This is a genomic window from Janthinobacterium rivuli (assembly GCF_009208735.1).
GTDB lineage: Bacteria > Pseudomonadota > Gammaproteobacteria > Burkholderiales > Burkholderiaceae_D > Janthinobacterium.
The window spans coordinates 130487-150036 of record NZ_WFLJ01000013.1 but is presented as its reverse complement, the minus strand read 5'-3'; the positions used below and the strand labels follow the sequence as shown (position 1 = coordinate 150036).

Here is a 19550-nt window from a genome sequence, read left to right as displayed (position 1 = left end):
ACTGGAAAACTGCCTTGACTACCTCCTTACGCATGCTCGGCCTGGCCGCAGCTCTGACCATGGCGTGCAACGCCAACGCCGACAGCTTCGTTTCCTCGGCCTCCAGCGCCGGTTCCCAGTCGAGCGGCAGCATTTCCGATTCGCTCAACGGTTCGAGCAACAGCTCCTCGCGCGACAACAAGGTGGCCAATGGCCCTTACCGCATCATCGACGTGGCCGCCGTGCCGGGCCGCGACGGCATGACGCGTTTGACCATGCAGGCCGACGCCACGGCAACGCCGCTGGTGCTGGACTTGCCGCAGGCGGCGCTCGACAAGCAGCAGCTGGCGCAAGGCGACGTGGTGCATGCGCAAAACCGCGCCTACGGCATTGAATTCTCGCGCAACGACACGCGCGCCGCCTTCTTCCTCGTGCTGGCCGACGACTGGTACGGCGAACTGGCCACGCGTCCCGTCAGCCTTTGATTCGTTTTCTCCCGCGCCGCCCGGCGCTGCTGCTGGCCATTTGCGCCCTCTTCAGTGTCGGCGCGGCCCAGGCAGGCACCTCGCTCGCCTCCGCGCGCTTTTGCGACCGCGCGCAGGAACTCACGGCCACGGAACAGGACCGTCTGTTGCGCTTTGCCGCCGTCGTGCGCGAGGAACTGGCCGCCAGTGTAGGCAGCGTGGCCCTGATCAGCCGCTCGGGCCTGGACCTGGCGCGCTTCGGCATCCGCTATTCGCACGCGGCGCTGGCCTGGCGCCACGACAATGACAATGGCTGGTCCGCGCGCCAGCTGTACTACGCCTGCGACGAAGGCCGTCCGCGCATCTTCGACCAGGGCACGGCCGGTTTCGCCATGGGCACGGACAATCCGTCGCTCGGCTACATCTCTGTCGTGAAACTGCCGGCGGAAACCGTGCCGCCCCTGCGCCGCGCCCTGCTCGACCCCGTGCGCGTGCAGCAGTTGCTGGCGGGCCGCTACAGCGCCAACGCGTATGCGTTCAGCCTGAAATACCAGAATTGCAATCAGTGGGTGGCGGAAATGCTGGCCGCCGCCTGGGGCGAGCTGGCCGCAGGCGGCGACTTGCGCGCCCGCGCCCAGGACTGGCTGCGCGCCGCCTCATATGCACCCGCCCCCGTCGACGTGGGCGCGCGCTGGCTGATGCTCGGTTCGATCTTCGTGCCCCTCGTGCATATGGACGACCATCCGCCGGAAGCCATCGGCACGATGCGGCTGGCGGTGAGCCTGCCGGCCAGCCTGGAAGCGTTCGCGCGCCAGCGCCTGCCCGCCAGCGAACGCGTGGAAATCTGCCACGACGGCAAGCAGGTGGTGGTGCACCGGGGCTGGGAGCCGATCGCCGACGGCTGCGTGCCCGGCGCAAACGACCGGGTCATCGCGCTCGACTGATCAAGGCTGAAACGCCCCTAGCTGCAACACCATGTCCCACTGCTCGATGCCCGGCCCGAAACCGTGCGGCGTCACCTTGACGGCCTCAAAACCGTAGCCCGCATAAAAGCCCTGCGTGTGCTGGCTGGTATTCATCCTCACGCGGGCGACTCCCGGCACGGCACGGATGGCGTCCAGTCGCGCCTGCGTCAGTGCGCGGCCCAGTCCCTGGCCGTGCGCATCCTGCGCCACCATGCCCCAGCACAGGCTGGCCGCAGTGCCATCCGCCTCGATGGCGTGGCCGCCGCAGGCGACGATGCGGCCGTCGCGCAGAATGACCAGGTACGGATGCGTCGAGGTATCGAGCCAGGCGGCGAAGTCGGCGCGCTCGGACGGGTCGAAAAAGCGCGGCGTATTGCCGTCGAACAGCGCCAGGCAGGCGTCGCGGTCGCCGGCCTGGTAAGGGCGTACTGTTTGCATTTTGCGTGCTCAAAAAAACATGACAGGTAATTATAAGGGGTGCGTCTTCAGACCAGCTGCTCCGGGCTGACCACGTGCACGCCCGGCGCGCCGGCCAGCGCCGCTTCCAGCAAGGCGCTGGCGATGCGCGGCGCGGGATTGATGCGCCAGCGGCGCGGCAGCACGGGAGCCAGCACGCGCAGGATGCGCAAGGCGGCGCCCTCGCCCGCCCGCGCCACGGCGCGCCGGCCGCCGATCAGGCCCGGTCGCACGAGCGTGAGCGATCTGAAACCCAGCGCTTCCAGGTCGCGCTCCAGTTCGCCCTTGACGCGGTTGTAGAAGAAGCGCGAAGCGGCGTTGGCGCTGGCGGCGGAATTGAGCGCATACGTGCGCGTGCCGGCCGCCAGCGCCAGGCGCGCCACGGCCAGCGGATAGTCATGGTCCACGCGCGAAAATATCTGACGCGTGCCCGCCAGCTTCATGGTCGTGCCCAGGGTGCAGATGACGGCGTCCGCCTGCCACCAGGGCGCGCCGGACGGCAAGCGGTCGAAATCGACGAGGGGCGCATCCAGCTTCGGGTGCGCCGGCAAGGCCTTGCGCACGGGCGCGACGACCCGGCTGACGCGCGCATCCATCAACGCCAGGCGCAGCACTTCGCTGCCGACGAGACCGGTAGCGCCAACGAGCAATAGTTTCATCGTTTCCCAGTATAAAGTTGCTCACAGCCACCACCATACACGGAACTCAGGACAGGCGCAGCGCCAGCGCGGCCAGGGTCAGCAACAGCACGGGCAAGGTCAGCACGATGCCGACGCGGAAATAGTATCCCCAGGAAATGTGGATATTCTTGCTGTCGAGCACGTGCAACCACAGCAAGGTGGCCAGGCTGCCGATGGGCGTGATCTTCGGCCCCAGGTCGCTGCCGATGACGTTCGCATAGATCATCGCTTCGCGCACGGCGCCCTGCGCCGTCGTCGGGTCGATGGCCAGCGCGCCCACCAGCACGGTCGGCAGGTTGTTCATCACGGACGACAATAAGGCCGTCAGCACGCCCGTGCCCATGGCCGCGCCCCACACGCCGTACTGCGCAAAGTGGTTCAGCATGCCCGTCAGGTAAGCCGTCAAGCCCGCATTGCGCAAGCCGTACACGACGAGGTACATGCCCAGCGAAAAGACGACGATCTGCCATGGCGCATGGCGCAGCACGTGGCGCGTGGAAATCACGTGGCCCTTGCCCGCCACGCCCAGCAGCAGCGCGGCGCCCACGGCGGCGATCAAACTGATGGGCACGCCCAGGCTTTCTTGCGAGAAAAAACCTACGAGCAGCAGCGCCAGCACCAGCCAGCCGGCGCGGAAGGTAGGCAAGTCGCGGATGGCGGCGTCCGGGCGTTTCAGCTGCGAGGCATCGTAGTCGCGCGGGATATCATCGCGGAAAAAGAGCAGCAAGGCGCCCAACGTTGCCAGCACGGCGACGACGTTGACGGGCACCATCACGGAAGCGTACTCGGCAAAACCGATCTTGAAGAAATCGGCCGAGACGATATTCACCAGGTTCGACACCACCAGCGGCAGGCTGGCCGTGTCGGCGATGAAGCCGGCCGCCATCACGTAGGCCAGCGTGGCCCTGGTGGAAAACTTCAGCGCGCGCAGCATGGCGATGACGATGGGCGTCAGGATCAGCGCGGCGCCGTCATTGGCGAACACGGCGGAAACCAGGGCGCCCAGCAAGATCAGCAGCACGAACAGTTTTCTGCCGCTGCCCCCGCCCCAGCGCGCCACGTGCAGCGCGGCCCATTCGAAGAAGCCGGCCGCGTCCAGCAGCAGGCTGATGATGATCACGGCAACGAAAGTGCCGGTGGCGTTCCACACAATATGCCAGACGACGGGGATGTCGCCCCAGTGGATCACGCCGGCCAGCAAGGCGACGCCGGCGCCGATGACGGCGCTCCAGCCGATGCCCAGGCCGCGCGGCTGCCAGATGACGAGAATTAAGGTGGCGAGAAAGATCAGGAAAGCGGTCAGCATGCGGCGAGGTTCCGGAGAAGGCGGCAAGGCGCGCAATCGCGCCGAGGCCGGTGAATGAATGCAATGATTCCATAATACTGGAAATATCAAATGGAATCAAAGCAATGATTCACCGGCCAGGCATTCCCTCCAGTTACTCGGACAGCTGCACCGCCTTCTTGTCGAAGATGAACCAGCTCGTATCGACCTTCACGAGCAGCTTGGTCGCCGACAAATACTCGGCCGTCACGGGAACGGCATTGCAGTCTTCCTTCAGGACGATCAGGCTGGCCATGGAATTGCTGCGTATATTGGTCTTGTACGCGGTGTGATATTGCTCCGGCTCACCTGTCGGCCATGCCAGACCCGCATGCAGGGCCGCCTCGGACATCTTTTCCGGCGCCGCATACGTTCCGTCATAGCCGTGATAGCTGACGCAGACGCTGACGCCGTCGCCCGCGTCGACCTTGAAGTCACGCGCGCCGATGTCCACCGGCGCCACCAGCGTCTGGTAATTCATCTGCCAGCGGCGCTTGGTCGCACTCTGCGCCCAATCGTAGATCAGGGCCACGCCTGCCTTCGGGTTATAGGCGACGGTGCGCACCGCCCCTTGCAGCAAGGGATTCCAGACCGACGTTTTTATGTCGCGGCTGCGGTAGGCGTGCGTGGCATCCCCGGTGGCGACCGACCAGTCGCTCGCCTCGGCCGCATGAAAATTGATCAGCCTGCCATGTGGCTGCATATAAAACAGCGGCGCTCCCGGCGCGACGGGGCTGGCCGCCGGCTCCGCCTGGCCCAGGCCGGCGTCCTCATATCCCTCGCCCGCGTCGAACGTCAGCGCATTCTTGTAGCGCGTGGCGCGTCTGATCCGCTGCTCCGGCAGACTGCCGAATTCATTATAGGTGCCGCCCGAAATGAAAATACTCTTCCCTTTTGACACAAAGGTAAACGCATTGTTATCCGCATGGCTGTGGTTGATGGAGCCGAGACGGCTGGAACGGAAAAACAGGCTGGAACGCTGCGGATCGGCCGTATTGGAATGCATGGCGACCACACCCGCATCCTCGAACAGATACGTCCGTTTCAATGCGGGGAGCACGGCGGGTTCAACGGGTGGCCTGACTGCCGTCAGAAAATAATGATGGAAAGGCAAGGCCAGCTTCTGGGTCTGCGCAATATTGTCCCTGTAATACCATTCGTCGACAGGATCTTGCGATATCTGGGCGAACAGGCGGTAGGAGTTCCAGGCATAGGATTCATAGTTTCCCGTCAGGTTGCTGCCGTCGCCGAAGGCGCCGCGCACCTTGCTCCAGCGGCCCCGCACCGTCTGCGCGTGGAAATTGTCGCCGAACTGCCGCAGCGCGGGGATACGGCTGAGATCCACGTTGGCCATCAGCAGATACGAGGCCAAGGCCGGCGCATAGGCATTGAGCGTGTTCCACGCGTAACTTACACCATTGCCAAACGCGCTGTCCGTGCCGCCGCCCCAGGTGCCGGAACTCGTGATCAGCGTTTCCCAGGCCACGGAGAAACGGTCAACCGGCGCCAGCGGCTTGTCTTTTGCATTGCAGGCCATACCAAATTGGGCTCCCTGTTCAAACGTCACGTCGCCGGCCGGTCCCTGGCCGACGGCACCGGCCGACAGCATCAGGGTTTGCACCGCATAGTAGGCGGCGGCCAGCACATGGGAGTCATACGGATTGGCGCGCAAGCCCGCCTCCATCTTGTACATCAGCGGGTTGAGCCGTTGGTTGATCACATTCATCAGCACATAGCGGTCCTCCCTGGTCATGTTGTTGTAAAACATGTCCAGCCCCTGGGCCAGGGTGACCATGATCTGCCTGTTGGCCTGGTCCTGCCGGCATTCGCCGGTATCGCCGTCGGGTGCCCAGCTGGCCAGTTGCAGCAGGCGGGCGATGGCCAGTGCGTGATAGCGCTGGTCGCCCTTGAGCAGCGCCGCCACGGACAGCCGCTCTATCCCCTGGGCCGCCCTGAACGCTGCATCGGCGATAGTGGCTGCCGCCAGGCCGATGGGCTCCGCGGGCATGGGGTACAGTGCATTGGCCAGTACCTGCTCCGCCTCGTCCAGATACGTTTTGTAGGACGCGGCCAGGGGGCTGGCCTGCACGGCGGCGTGGATGGCCGAGGCTTGCATGACCTGGCCATCGGCGGCCAGCGGAACGATACGCGGATGCAAGCGCGGTCCTATCCTGGCCATGACTTCGGCGGCGGTGGGCAGGTCGGGCAGATTGTCGACGGCATTGCCGTCGAAATGAAAGCGCCGGACCTCGCCGGACCTGCTCTGGCCGTTCGGCAGGCGATACTGCACCTGCCACGTGTACAGCCCGGTTTCACTCAACAGTTCCGGCAGGATCAGCGACGTGCGCGTCGTGGGTATCTGCAATGGACTCTTTCCGCTGGGGAAATTGACCGTCAAGACCATCTGCGTGACGTTATAAATCTCCGGCCAGACAAACACGGGGTTGCGCACCTTCACGGAGGTGCAGTCGCGCGGCTCGATGCGCGCATACTCATGGCTGAGGACAAAATCGCGCTCCTGCACGGGTTTGCAGCCGGCCGCGTACGCTTCGGGAATATAGTCCTTGTCCAGCACGACCCCGGCAGACAGTTCGATGGTGCGCGTGGCGGTTTCCCCCTCGCCAGGCGTGCTGGCCGTCAAGGTATGGCGCAAGGTGGCGGCGTCGCCGGCCACATACCTGACAATCTGGCTGTTGCCGCTGACCGGCACGCCATTCAGCATGACCGTGGCGGCCCCGCTCACCTCCCAGTGCAGGCGCACCGGCTGGCCCTCAACCACCTTCAGGTGGTCGGCATCGAATGCCAGGATTGCGGGCGCGGCGTGCGCTCCCCCCATACAAACCGATAACAACAGCGCGACGTGGGACTGACGCATGCATGCTCCTCTTGAAATGTGAACCAGGAAAGACACTAGACCAGCATCGTGAAATGAGGAATAGTGATGTTATTTTAATAATAACACCAAAACGCGGCAATCTTATTATTTTGAAATTATTTTTTGAACACCAATACACCCGTCTTGCCATGCAGTGTCCAGCAGCAGGCTGGTGACGCGGATTAAGGTGGCGAGAAAGATGGGGAAAGCGGTCACCATGCGGCGAATGTCCCGTGCGGTGCGGCTCGCGGGCACCATGCGCCGCAGCCTGTGCATGTCAACAATCATTCCATAATAGTGAAATGATTGAATGAATGCAAAGGCCGCGCCGCAACTGCCTTATTTCAGGACGATGGCGATATCGCTCAATCCCACCGTGCCATTGCCGATGGCGGAGGCGGCCAGCGTGGCCGCGCCGCCGCTCGGCACCGCCGCGCCCGTCGCCAGGTCGATGCGGTACAGGGAGCTGGGGCCGCCGGCCGCCGTGCGCAGCGCAGCCAGCACCAGCCCGTTGGCGCCGCCCGCGATATCGAAGCCCGCGTCGCCCGCCACCGCCACGCCCAGCAGGCCCACATTGGCCAGGGTGCCGTCATTCGGTGGATTTTGCAGGGCGAGACTGGCGCTGGCCGTGTCGATATCGAACAGCATGGTCGCCGCCGTGCCCGCAAAGCTGTTGGTATAGGCCGCCGCCGTGACGACGGGTGAGGCGCCGGCACGGTTGATGGCGCCGTCGGTGGTGGTGGCGCCCGTGTCGACATTGATGCGCAGGCTTTGCCCCGTGTTGCCGATCACGCGCAGCCGATCGGCGACGGGGTTGAAATCCACGCCGAAGGCCGTGCCGACGATGGCCGTGTACGGCGCGCTGACGTCCGCCGCGTCGGCCGCCAGCGTCGCCTTGAGGGTGGCCGCGCCCGTGGCCGGGTCGATGGTGACGATGCGCGCCGCCGAGGAAATGCCGTACAGCAAGCCATCCTTGGGACGGATGTCAAAGCCCAGCAGGCGCTCGCCCGCCGCCAGGCCCGTGACGGCCACGTTGGCATCGAGCATGTTTGGCGTGGCCGTCTTGAAGGTGACGATGCGGCCATCGTCCGTCAAGCCATAGGCGACGGGCGCCGCCGGCGTTTTCAAGGCGATGCCGCGCAACTCTTCCGTCACGCCGATGGCCGCCACCAGGGTCGCCGGGGCGCTGGCCGCCGCCAGGTTGACGCTGTACAGATTGCGCGCGCCGGCCACCGTCATGACGGCGTAACCCGTGTTCGTGCGCGCATCGATGTCGAAGCCGGCCACGCTGGTCGCGGCCACGCCCAGCGGCACGGCGCCGGCCAGGTTGCCGTTGTTGGGCGGATTTTGCGTGTACAGCGTGGCGTTGGCCCCGTCGATGACAAACAAGGTGGTGCTGGCCGTGCCGGCAAAACCGTTGGTATAGGCGGCGGCCGTGATGGCGGCGCCCGCCGCGCCGCCGTTGATGTCGCCATCCGTCGTGGTGGCGCCCGTATCGACATTGATACGCAAGCTTTGCCCCGTGTTGCTGACGATGCGCAGGCGGTCGGCGACGGGGTTGAAATCGACGCCGAACTGCGTGCCGGCCAGCGCCGTGAATGGCGCCGTGGTGTCGGCCGCGTCGGCCGCCAGGCTGGCCTTGACGGTGGCCGCGCCCGTGCCGCCGTTCAGGGTATAGAGGCGCCCCGTGCTGCCAATGCCGTACAACTGCCCGTCGGCGGGCCGGAAATCGATGCCCAGCAGGTTTTCCCCCGCCTGCAAGCCGGTGATGGTGGCCGTGCTGCGGATGGTGCCGGGTGTGGCGCGGTCGAACGACAGCAGTTTGTTGCTGGCCGTCAGCACGAAGACATCGCCCGTGACGACGGTCGGCGGCGGTGGCGTAACGACGACGTCATCATGGCCGCCGCCTCCCCCGCAGGCGGAGAGCGACATGGCGACGGCGGAAACGAGCAGCAGCTTGGCAAATGGCAGGGATGGCAGCGTGGACATGAGCGTGACTCCGGTAAGTGAGTGTAGGGAAGTGACGCCCAGGCCGCTGTCGCGGCGAGCGCACCCCTGTACTACCCGCCATGCGCGCATTTGGATGCAGCCACGCAAAAAAAGTGTTGCCTCTGCCGTTTTTGATTGTCTTTAAGCAATTTGGCCAGGCTTTGCGCAGCTGACCATCTGTTTTGTCGAGCACGCCAGTGAGGCGGGCTGGCCCCGGCCACACCGGCTCAAGGACTGCCTGGCGCACGGCGGCGCCTGAGCTTTCCCCCTACTCCGCCAACCCTCCCCCCAGCGCCTTGTACAGGGCCACGGCCGACTTGAACTGGTCGCGCCGCAAGTCGAGCAGGGTTTGCTGCGCCGCATACGACTGGCGCTGCGCGTCGAGCAATTCCAGGCGGCTGTCCTGGCCCGCGCCATAGCGCAAGGCCGACAGCTTGCGCCGCTGTTCGGCGGCCGCCGCCACGCGCTGCTGGGCGTCGATCTGCTGCGCATACGTGGCGCTGCCCGCCAGGCCATCGCGCACGTCGCGGAAGGCTGCCTGGATGGCTTGCTCATATTGCAGCACGGCCACGTCCTTGCGCAGGCGCGACAGTTGCAATTCCGCGCGCAGCTGGCCGCCCTGGAACAGCGGCTGCGTCACTTGCGGCGCGAACGACCAGCTGCGCGCGCTGCCGCGGAACAGGTCACCGAGCTCCGGGCTGGCCAGGCCCAGCTGCGCCGTCAGCGACAGGCGCGGGAAGAAGGCGGCGCGGGCGGCGCCGATTTCCGCGTTCGCCGCCACCAGCGCGTATTCCGCCTGCAGGATGTCGGGACGGCGCGCCAGCAAGTCCGACGGCAGGCCGGGCGGCAGCCGCGTCAGCACGGGCTGGCCGTCGAGCGGCCGGCCCGCCGGCAAATCGGCGGGCAGCGGCGCGCCCAGCAGCAATTCCAGATTGTTGCGCGCCAAGGCGCTGGCCCGCTCGCGCGCCTGCACGTCCGCTTCGGCCGTGGCCGCCTGCCCTTGCGCTTGTGCCACGTCCAGGCCGCTGCCCTGCTGCGCGCCGTGCAGGCGCTGCGTCAGGATCAGGGCCTGGCGCCAATCGAGCAAGGTTTGCCGCGCCAGCGCCAGCTGCTCCTCGGCCAGGCGCTGCTCCAGATACGCGTCGGCCACGGCCCCGATCAGGGCCATGTGCGCGGCGCGCTGGCCCTGCTGCGTGGCCAGATAGCGGGCAAAGGCCGCGTCCGACAGCGAGCGCAAACGGCCGAACAGGTCGACCTCGAAGGCGCTCATGGCGATGCCGGCCGTGAACGTGTTTTGAACCTTGGCATCGGCGCCGCGCTGGCGCACGCCGCCCCCATTCGCGGCTATGGCCGGGTAGCGGCCCGCATCCTGGATCTGGTACTGGGCCCGCACGGCTTCCACGTTGAGCGACGCCACGCGCAAGTCGCGGTTGTTTTCCAGCGCGATGTCGACCAGGCGCTGCAGGCGCGCGTCGAGCAGCATCTGGCGCCAGCCCAGGCCGGCGGCAGTATCGCCAACGCCTGCCGCGGCGACCTCGGCATAGGCGGCGGGAATCGGCGGCGCCGGCTTCACCAGCGGCGGCGTCAGGGAACAGGCCGACAAGGCCAGCGCGGCCAGGGGCGTGATAAAAATCAAACGCATTACAACTCTCCTTCCGCCGTCTTGACGGCGATGCGATGACCGCGTTGATTGAAGTAGCGGTCCATCCTGTCGACGGCGCCCAGCACCACGACAAAGAACACGGGCACGAAAAACACGGCCAGCACGGTGGCGGTGATCATGCCGCCGAACACGCCCGTGCCGATCGCGTGCTGCGTCTCGGCGCTGGCGCCCGTGGCCAGCATCAGCGGCACCACGCCCAGCGCGAACGCCAGCGACGTCATCAAAATCGGGCGCAAGCGCAACCTGGCCGCTTCCACCGTCGCCTCGACCAATCCCTTGCCCTGCGCCTGCAGCTGGCGCGCATATTCGACGATCAGGATGGCGTTCTTCGCGGAAAGACCAATGATCGTGATCATGCCCACCTTGAAGAACACGTCGTTCGGCATGCCGCGCAACATCACGGCCAGCACGGCGCCCAGCAAGCCCAGCGGCACCACCAGCATCACCGCGACGGGAATCGACCAGCTTTCATACAGGGCCGCCAGCACGAGGAACACCACGAGCATCGACAGCGCCATCAGCATGGGCGCCTGCGAGGCCGATTCCTTCTCTTGCAGCGACTGCCCCGTCCACGCCAGCGCGAAGCCGGGCGGCAGCTGTTTCACCAGGCGTTCCATTTCCAGCATGGCGTCGCCGCTGGACACGCCGGGCGCCGCGCTGCCCGAAATGCGCGCCGCCGGATAACCCTGGTAGCGCACCAGTTGCAGCGGCGACTCGCTCCACACGGGTCGCACCAGCTCGCCCAAGGCGACCATGCCGCCCGCGTTGTTGCGGATGCGCAAGGCCAGTACATTGTTCAACTGCATGCGCGACGGCGCATCGGCCTGGATGATCACTTGCTGCATGCGGCCCGCATTCGGGAAATCGTTGACATAGGTCGACCCCATGGCCGCCGTCAGCATATCGGCGATGGCGCCAAATGACACGCCGAGCGCCTCGGCCTTGGTGCGGTCGATATCGAGGCGCACGCTGGCGCCGGGCGGCAAGCCGTCCGGATACACGCCCGCCACCTTGGCGCTTTGCGCGGCCAGGCCCAGCAACTGGTTCTGCGCCGCCTGCAGGGCAGCGACACCCTGATTGGCGCGGTCTTGCAGGCGCAGCGAAAAACCGGACGAGTTGCCCAGTTCATCGATGGCGGGCGGCATCAGGCTCATGATGACGCCCTCCTTCGCCTGCGCCATGGCCGCCTGCGCCAGCGCCACTTCTTCCTGCGCCGTGGCGCCGTTGCGCTCCTTCCAGTCCTTCAGCATGGTGAACGCCAGGCCCGCATTCGGCCCCGCGCCGGAAAAACTGAAGCCGAGGATCGATTGATTCACTTCGATGCCGGGCCGCGTGGCCACGTGCTGCTCGTACAATTTGACGACGTCGAGCGTGCGCTCCATGGTGGCGTCGGACGGCAGCTGGATCGAGGTGATGAAATAGCCTTGGTCTTCCTCGGGCAGGAAGGCCGACGGCAGCTGCATGAAGGCCACGCCCAGCGCCGCGACGATGGCGCCGTACAGCACCATCGAACGGCCGGCGCGTTTCAGCATCGCCACCACGCCCTGCTCGTAGCGCGCCGTCATACGGTCAAACTGGCGGTCGAACCACAGGAAAAAGCCCTTCTTGTCGTGGTCGTGCGGGCCGATCGGTTTCAACATCGTGGCGCACAGGGCCGGCGTCAGGCTCAAGGCCAGGAAGGCCGAGAACAGGATCGACACGGCCATGGCCAGGGTGAACTGGCGGTAGATGGCGCCCACGGAACCGCTGGCCAGCGCCATCGGAATGAACACGGCCGTCAGCACCAAGGTGATGCCGACGACGGCGCCAGTGATTTCGCGCATGGCTTTCGAGGTCGCCTCCTTCGGCGACAGGCCCTCGGTGGCCATCAGGCGCTCGACGGCTTCGACCACCACGATGGCGTCATCGACGATGATGCCGATGGCCAGCACCATGCCGAACATGGTCAGCACGTTGACGGAATAGCCGGCCAGCAGCATCACCGTAAACGTCCCCATCAGGGCGATCGGCGCGACGATGGCGGGAATCAGGGTGTAGCGTATCTTTTGCAGGAACAGATACATGACGAGGAACACCAGCACCATCGCTTCCAGCAAGGTGACGATGACCTTCTCGATCGAGATCTTCACGAACGGCGCCGTGTCGAACGGCACCGAATACTTGATCCCGGCCGGCATGGTGTGCGCCAGTTCGGCCATGCGCGCGCGCACGGCGGCCGCCGTCTGCACGGCATTGGCGCCCGGCGACAGCATGATGGCGGCGCCCGACGCGGCCTGGCCGTTTTCGCGGATGCTGAAATTGAAGCTTTGCGCGCCCAGCGCCACTTTCGCCACGTCGCCGATGGTCACTTTCGAGCCGTCGGCATTCGCGCGCAGCACAATGGCGGCAAATTCGGCCGGCGTTTGCAGCTGGCCCTGCACCGTCAGCGGGATGGTCACGCGCTGGCCGTGCACGGCGGGCGAATCGCCCAGGCGGCCCGGCGCGATCTGCGCATTTTGCTGCGCGATGGCGGCCGTCAGCTCGCCCATGGCGATGTTGTACGACACCAGCTTGGCCGGATCGACCCAGATGCGCATGGCCCGCTCGGAGCCGAACAGCTGCACCTTGCCCACGCCGGGAATGCGGCGCAGCTCTTCCGTCACGTTGCGCGCCAGGTAGTCGCCCAGCGCCACTTCGTCGTGCTGGCCATTCTCGGAAATCAGGCTGACGATCATCAGGAAGCCGGACGACGCCGACTCCACCGTCAAGCCGTTTTGCCGCACGGCTTGCGGCAGGCGCGGCTCGATGGCTTTCAGGCGGTTCTGCACGTCCACCTGCGCCAGCTCCGGATTCGTACCGGGCTGGAAGGTGACGGTGATCGAGGCCGAACCCGACGTGTCGGTGGACGACTCGAAATACAGCAGGTGCTTGACGCCCGACAGTTCGCGCTCGATCAGGCCCACCACGGAATCGTTCATGGTTTGCGGCGTGGCGCCAGGATAGTTGGCGCTGATGCTGACGCTGGGCGGCGCCACCGAAGGGAAGCGCGCAATCGGCAATTGCGGTATGGCGATCAGTCCGAACAGGACGATGAAGACCGCCACCACCCACGCAAAGACGGGGCGGTTGATGAAAAATTGAGGCATGTAGTTAAACCACTTTCAATAGATACGGATCAGCGCACGGCGCTGACGGGAGGGGCGGCGGCCACGGCGGCGGCGCGCTTCCACGGTTGCGGCGCGGCGGTGACGCCCGGCTGCAGACGTTCCTGGCCCTCGACGACGACCGTGTCGCCGGCCTTCAAGCCGCCGTTGACCACGTACTGGTGCTCGACCACGTCGCCCACGCTGACGGGTTTCAGGCTGGCCTTGTGCTTGGCATCGAGCACCCAGGCCTGGGCCTGGCCATCGCTGGCGCGCAGCACGGCTTGCTGCGGCACCAGCACGCCATGCTTCTGCACGGCGCGGGCGATGCGGGCGCGCACGAACATGCCCGGCAGCAACTGGCGCTGCGGATTGTCGACCAGCACGCGGATGACGGCGTCGCCCGTGCCCGCATCGACGCTGATCCCGGAAAACAGGATGCGGCCCGTGACGGGATGCGGCTGGCCGTCGGCGCCCAAAATGGTGACGGGCAGCTTGTCGGCGCCGCCTTTGCCATCCGCGCCCGCCGCCTGCAGCGCCGCCAGCGCGGCCGCCGGCTGGCGCACGTCGACATACACCTTGTCGATCTGCTGGATGCGCGCCATCGGCGTTGCATCGGCCATGCCCACGAGCGCGCCTTCCGTCACCAGTTCGGAGCCGATACGCCCGGCAATCGGCGCCTCGATGCTGGCGAAGGCCAGGTCCAGGCGGCGGCGCGCCAGGGCGGCACGCGCCTGCGCCACGGTGGCCACGGCTTGCTCGCGCTGGGCCACGGCGTCGTCATACGCCTGGCGGCTGATGGCGTCCGCCTCCACCAGCGGTTGCAACCGGTCGGCCTGGCTGCTGGCGCGCTTGGCCGTGGCCACCGCATGCTGCAGCGCGGCGGCGGCTGAATCGACTTCCGCCTGAAACGGCGCAGGGTTCAGCTGGAACAGCTTCTGCCCCGCCTTCACGTCGGCGCCCTGCTCGAACTGGCGGCGCAGCACGATGCCGCCCACCTGCGGGCGGATGTCGGCCGTGCGGAAGGCGGCCACCCTGCCCGGCAATTCGTCGCTGAGGACGACGGGGGCCGCGTGCAGCTTGAGCACAGTCACGGCGGCGGGCGGCGCGGCGCCCTCTTCCGGCGCGGGTTTGGAACAGGCGGCAAGGCTGAGCAGTGCCGCGGCGATCAACATGTTTTTCCTGGTGAGGTACTTGACTGGCATGACTTTTCTCTATGGCGGATCCCAACCGGCGGTCCGGTCGACAGATAAACGCAGGATAAAAGCCTTGCGTGGATGTTCCGTCAAAGAAATGTGGAGATTCGATGGAGAGCGCGAAGAATGCTAGACTATTTGCATGAACTATCATCACAGCGCCAGCCAGCCCTCGTTTCTTGCCACCACGCCCCCTTCCGCCCTCGTCCTGATCGCCGAAGATGAACCGCAAATCGCCCGCATCCTCGCCGGTTACCTGGAGCGCGACGGCTACCGCACGGCCTTCGCCCACGATGGCCAGGAGGCGCTGCAACAGCACCTGGCGCTGGCGCCGGACCTGCTGCTGCTCGACGTGCAAATGCCCAGGGTCGATGGCTGGGGCGTGCTGGCCGAAGTGCGGCGGCGCGGCGAGACGCCCGTCATCATGCTGACGGCGCGCGACCAGGATGCCGACAAGCTTGCCGCCTTGCGCGTTGGCGCCGACGACTACATCATCAAACCCTTTAATCCGGCCGAAGTGGTGGCGCGCGTGGCCGCCGTGCTGCGGCGCTCGCGCGTGCGCCACCACCCGGTGGGAGGCCAGCGCCTGCGCTGCGGCCCCATCGAGATCGACCAGGAAACGTATATGGCCAGCGTGCTGCGCGACGGTGCGCCCGTGCCCTTGAGCCTGACGTTGACGGAGTTCCGTCTGCTGGCCCACCTGGCGCGCACGCCGCGCCGCGTCTGCAGCCGCCTGGAATTGCTGGAGTCGTGCATGCCCGAGAGCAATTCGCTGGAACGCACGGTGGACAGCCACGTCAGCAAGCTGCGCAAGAAGCTCGAGGAAGCGGGCGTGACGAACATGCCGGCCAGCCTGCGCGGCGTGGGCTATCGCCTGGAAAGCGACGCCTGATGCGCCTCACGGGTTTGAACCGGCAGATCGGGCTGTCGATGTCCGTGCTGATGGTGTGCAGCATCCTGATCATCTGGGTTGGTTCCTGGGCATTCTTCGCCATCGCCTTCAAGATCGATCCCGGCATGCTGTCCGAGCCGGACGACTGGTCGCCCAGCACCGTCGAGTGGCTGTGGATCTTCGCCATCACCATCTGCGGCCTGGGCCTGGCCGCCTTTTTCGCCATCAAACTGGCCGCGCGCATCTTGAAACCGATCAATTCCGTGATGGACAGCGTGCGCCGCGTGGCCCATGGCGACCTGTCCGCGCGCGCTTTCGCGGGCGACCGCAGCCTGGGCGAGACGGCCATGCTGGTCGACGACTTCAACAGCATGGCCGAGCGCCTGCAGCGGGGGGCCAAGGAAAGCGAGACGTGGAATGCGGCCATCGCGCACGAACTGCGCACGCCCGTGACCATCCTGCGCGGCACCTTGCAAGGCGTCGTCGATGGCGTGTTCAAGCCCGAGGAGGTGCCGTTTTCCAGCCTGCTGGCGCAAGTCGAGGACCTGGGCCGCCTGATCGAGGACTTGCGCACCCTGAGCCTGGCCGACAGCGGCCACATGCAACTGCGCATGGCCTGGACGGACCTGACTCTGGAAATCGAGGAAGTGGGCCGCCTGCTGGCGCAGGAAATGGAAGCGGCCGGTTTTACCCTGCGCTTGCACCTGTCCGACCATCCCGTCTGCTGCGACGCGGCGCGCATCCGGCAAATCGTGCTGGCCCTGCTCGACAACGCGCGCCGCTATGCCCATCCGGGCCTGCTGCGCGTGCGCACGCGCGTGCAGGCCGGCCAGTACTACCTGAGCGTCGAGGATGCGGGGCCCGGCATTGCGGAGGAACTGGCGCCGCATGTGTTCGAGGCGTTCCGCCGCGGCGACTGCGCCAGGGCCGACCTGAACGCGGGCAGCGGCCTGGGCCTGGCCGTGGTCGAAGCCATCGCGCGCGCGCACGGCGGCAGCGCCGCCTGCACCCGCGCCAAGGCGGGCGGCAGCCTGTTCACCATCAAGTGGCCGGTCGAGCATACGGCCCCGCCGCCCGCCGGCTGACTATGCCGCCGGCGCGCGCAGCATGTCGACAAAGGCGCGCAGGACGGCCGGCATCTGCCGCCGGCTCGGGTAGTACAGGTAGTAACGGGGCGGCGGCGGCAGGCAGCGATCCAGCACGCACGCCAGGCGTCCCGCCGCGATATCGGCGCGCGCATCGGCCTCGTACACATACGCCAGCCCCGCGCCATCGCGGGCCGCGCGCAGCATCAGTTCATCGTCGTCAAACACCAGCGGCCCGCCGACGGCGATGCTGACGGCTTCGCCTTCCAGCTCGAACTCCCACGCGTACTGGCGTCCGCTGGGAAAACGCCGGCCTATGCAGGCATGCGCCAGCAGCGCGCGCGGCGTGCCTGGCGCCCCATGCGCCGCCAGGTAGGCGGGCGACGCCACCACGACGAACGGTTGCGGCGCGCCCACGGGCACGGCGATCATGTCGGCCGCCACCTGCTCGCCGAAGCGGATGCCCGCGTCAAAACCGTCGCGCACGATATCGATCATGCCGTCATCGGTGACCAGTTCCACCTGCACGCGCGGATAGCGCGCGACAAAACGCGCCAGCATGGGCGCCAGCAGCAGCCGCGCGGCCGGACGGGGCACGTTCAGGCGCAGCCTGCCTGCGGGTACATCCTGCAAGGCGCTCAAGTCCTGCAGGGCATCGTCGATTTCGCGCATGGCCGGCGCCAGGCGCGCCAGCAGCAGCTGCCCCGCCTCGGTCGGCGTGACGCTGCGCGTGGTGCGGTTCAGCAGGCGCACGCCCAGGCGCTCCTCCAGCGCGCGCAACGCATGGCTGAGGGCGGAAGCGGACACGCCCCGTTCCAGCGCCGCCTTGCGGAAGCTGCGCAGGCGGGCGACGGCGGCAAAGGCCGTCAATTCATTCAGCTCAGTCATCATTCATGAGAAATCTTCAGTAATGCATGCAGGATTAGGCATCTTATCGCATGCAGTCGCTTCGCCCATACTCCTTGCATCTTTTTTTGAAAAGGAATGAGAATGGAACACAGAACACTGGGCAACGCCGGCTTGCGCGTCGCCCCCATCGGCCTGGGCTGTATGGGCATGAGCTTTGCCTACGGCGGCGCGGACGAGGCCACCTCGCTGCGCGTGCTGCAGCGCGCCGTGGAACTGGGCGTGACCCTGATCGATACGGCGGAAGTCTACGGCCCCTACGCCAACGAGGAATTGGTGGGCCGCGCCCTGAAGCAGCTGCGCAGCAAGGTCAACATCGCCACCAAGTTCGGCTTCAATATCTTGCCCCATGGCCAGGGCGTGGCGCGCATGGCGGGCGTCGACAGCCGCCCCGAACATATCGTCCAGGCGGTGGACGGCTCGCTGTCACGGCTCGGTATCGACTGCATCGACTTGCTGTACCAGCACCGCGTGGACCCCGCCGTCCCCGTCGAAGAGGTGGTGGGCGTCATGGCCGAGTTGGTGCGCGCGGGCAAGGTGCGCCACCTGGGGTTGTCGGAAGTGTCGGCCGCCACCGTGCGCCGCGCCCATGCCGTGCATCCGATCGCGGCCGTGCAGTCCGAATACTCGCTGTGGAGCCGCGACGTGGAAGCGGAAGTGCTGCCCGTCTGCCGTGAACTGGGCATCGGCTTCGTCCCCTACAGCCCACTGGGCCGCGGTTTCCTGACGGGCCAGCTCACGTCCGGCGCGGCACTGGCGCCCGACGACTACCGCCACAGCCTGCCCCGCTTCCAGCCGCAGGCGATGGCGGCCAACGCGCACCTGGTGGCAGAACTGCAGCGCCTGGCGGCGGCGCGCGGCGTCACGGCGGCCCAGCTGGCCCTGGCCTGGCTGCTGGCGCAAGGCGACGACCTCGTACCGATACCCGGCGCCCGCAGCCTGGCGCACCTGGAAGAGAACGTGGCCGCGGCGCAAATCGCCTTGAGCGCAAGCGAGCTGGCCGCCATCGGCGCCGCCATCGCGCCAGCCGCCGTGCAAGGGGCGCGCTATCCGGACGTGGAACTTGCCATGGTTGGCCTGTAGACAGCCGTGCTTGAGTGCGCTAACTTGCGTACGCAATACAGCTTCTTTTGCCCTTTGCACTTGAAATGGCTGAATCCGCTATCATTTCCAATCTGAACTATTCATTATGAAAGGGATTTACATGTCCGCACTGCTCGAAACATTGCAATGGCGCTACGCCACCAAGAAGATGGACCCAAGTAAAGTGGTGCCGCAAGACAAGGTCGAGCGCATCCTGGAAGCCGTACGCCTGACGGCCAGCTCCAGCGGGCTGCATCCTTATGAAGTCTTCGTCGTGACGAATCCGGCCCTGCGCGAGCAGATCAAGCCGCATGCATGGAACCAGTCGCAAGTGACGGATGCCTCGCACCTGCTGGTATTTGCCGCCTGGGACAATTACACGGTGGAACGCATCAACCAGCGCTTCGACCTGGTCAACGAAGTGCGCGGCTTCAAGAATGAAGGCTGGGAAGCGTATCGCCAGCAGATCCTGGCCACGTATCCGCAGCGCGACGCGGAAACCAACTACCAGCACGCGGCGCGCCAGGCCTACATCGGCGTGGGCACGGCCCTGATCGCCGCGGCGCAGGAACAGGTCGATTCGACGCCGATGGAAGGGTTTGATCCGGCCAAGGTCGACGAGATCCTGAATCTGCGCGAAAAAGGCTTGCGTTCCGTCGTCATGCTGCCGCTGGGCTACCGCGCCGACGAAGGCGACTGGCTGGTGGACTTGAAAAAAGTGCGCCCCGCGCGCGAGCAATTCATCACCGAGCTGGCGTAAGCGCCACGCCCGTGACTGAAAAGCGGATGCCCTGACCGGCATCCGCTTTTTTCATGGCGACTCACCCGCTCCCTTGATTAACTTGGCCACGCAGCGCGGACAAGTCGCTGT

At 66.2% G+C, this 19550-nt stretch carries 15 protein-coding genes; 6 read left to right on the top strand and 9 right to left on the bottom strand.

What is annotated here, in order from left to right:
• Positions 1–32 precede the first annotated feature (32 nt).
• Both GCN78_RS18610 and GCN78_RS18605 read left to right on the top strand, forming a co-directional pair.
• Positions 33–464, top strand: a complete 432-nt coding sequence (locus tag GCN78_RS18610) for a hypothetical protein (protein ID WP_152253062.1) — start codon at positions 33–35, stop codon at positions 462–464.
• Positions 461–1387 carry a DUF2145 domain-containing protein gene (locus GCN78_RS18605; RefSeq protein ID WP_152253016.1) on the top strand — a complete coding sequence of 309 codons (927 nt, stop codon included), beginning with the start codon at positions 461–463 and terminating at the stop codon, positions 1385–1387. The genes GCN78_RS18610 and GCN78_RS18605 overlap by 4 nt, the downstream gene beginning before the upstream one ends.
• Here the strand turns inward: GCN78_RS18605 and GCN78_RS18600 are convergent, their stop codons facing one another.
• From GCN78_RS18600 to GCN78_RS18565, 8 genes are all read right to left on the bottom strand, one after another.
• A complete protein-coding gene (locus GCN78_RS18600; protein WP_152253015.1) occupies positions 1388–1846 on the bottom strand; it encodes a GNAT family N-acetyltransferase in 459 nt (152 codons plus the stop codon).
• Positions 1847–1893: 47 nt separating this feature from the next.
• Complete coding sequence (locus GCN78_RS18595; protein ID WP_152253014.1) at positions 1894–2523, bottom strand: Rossmann-fold NAD(P)-binding domain-containing protein; 630 nt, start codon at positions 2521–2523, stop codon at positions 1894–1896.
• A gap of 46 nt (positions 2524–2569) precedes the next feature.
• Entirely contained in the window at positions 2570–3850 is a 1281-nt protein-coding gene (locus tag GCN78_RS18590) for an arsenic transporter (protein ID WP_152253013.1), read from the bottom strand.
• A gap of 133 nt (positions 3851–3983) precedes the next feature.
• Positions 3984–6743, bottom strand: coding sequence for a DUF4962 domain-containing protein (locus tag GCN78_RS18585; RefSeq protein ID WP_152253012.1), 2760 nt, complete (start codon positions 6741–6743; stop codon positions 3984–3986).
• Positions 6744–7082: 339 nt separating this feature from the next.
• Entirely contained in the window at positions 7083–8732 is a 1650-nt protein-coding gene (locus GCN78_RS18580; RefSeq protein WP_226939712.1) for a DUF4394 domain-containing protein, read from the bottom strand.
• A gap of 268 nt (positions 8733–9000) precedes the next feature.
• Positions 9001–10374, bottom strand: a complete 1374-nt coding sequence (locus tag GCN78_RS18575; RefSeq protein WP_152253011.1) for an efflux transporter outer membrane subunit — start codon at positions 10372–10374, stop codon at positions 9001–9003.
• Positions 10374–13520 carry an efflux RND transporter permease subunit gene (locus tag GCN78_RS18570; protein WP_152253010.1) on the bottom strand — a complete coding sequence of 1049 codons (3147 nt, stop codon included), beginning with the start codon at positions 13518–13520 and terminating at the stop codon, positions 10374–10376. Before GCN78_RS18570 ends, GCN78_RS18575 begins: the two co-directional genes overlap by 1 nt.
• A gap of 29 nt (positions 13521–13549) precedes the next feature.
• Positions 13550–14692 (bottom strand): efflux RND transporter periplasmic adaptor subunit, encoded by a 1143-nt coding sequence (locus GCN78_RS18565; protein WP_152253009.1) that lies wholly within the window; start codon positions 14690–14692, stop codon positions 13550–13552.
• Between the two features lie 163 nt (positions 14693–14855).
• Here GCN78_RS18565 and GCN78_RS18560 point away from each other — a divergent pair, with 163 nt between their 5' ends.
• On the top strand, positions 14856–15605 hold the full coding sequence (locus GCN78_RS18560) for a response regulator (RefSeq protein WP_152253008.1): 750 nt from the start codon (positions 14856–14858) through the stop codon (positions 15603–15605).
• Complete coding sequence (locus GCN78_RS18555) at positions 15605–16690, top strand: ATP-binding protein (protein WP_152253007.1); 1086 nt, start codon at positions 15605–15607, stop codon at positions 16688–16690. Before GCN78_RS18560 ends, GCN78_RS18555 begins: the two co-directional genes overlap by 1 nt.
• On the opposite strand, the gene GCN78_RS18550 is transcribed toward GCN78_RS18555, so the two are convergent.
• Positions 16691–17581, bottom strand: a complete 891-nt coding sequence (locus GCN78_RS18550) for a LysR family transcriptional regulator (RefSeq protein WP_319633141.1) — start codon at positions 17579–17581, stop codon at positions 16691–16693. It lies immediately after the preceding gene.
• Positions 17582–17680: 99 nt separating this feature from the next.
• Between GCN78_RS18550 and GCN78_RS18545 the strand changes: the two genes are divergently transcribed.
• On the top strand, positions 17681–18679 hold the full coding sequence (locus GCN78_RS18545) for an aldo/keto reductase (RefSeq protein ID WP_152253006.1): 999 nt from the start codon (positions 17681–17683) through the stop codon (positions 18677–18679).
• A gap of 121 nt (positions 18680–18800) precedes the next feature.
• Positions 18801–19439, top strand: coding sequence for an NAD(P)H-dependent oxidoreductase (locus GCN78_RS18540; protein WP_152253005.1), 639 nt, complete (start codon positions 18801–18803; stop codon positions 19437–19439).
• Positions 19440–19550: the final 111 nt, after the last annotated feature.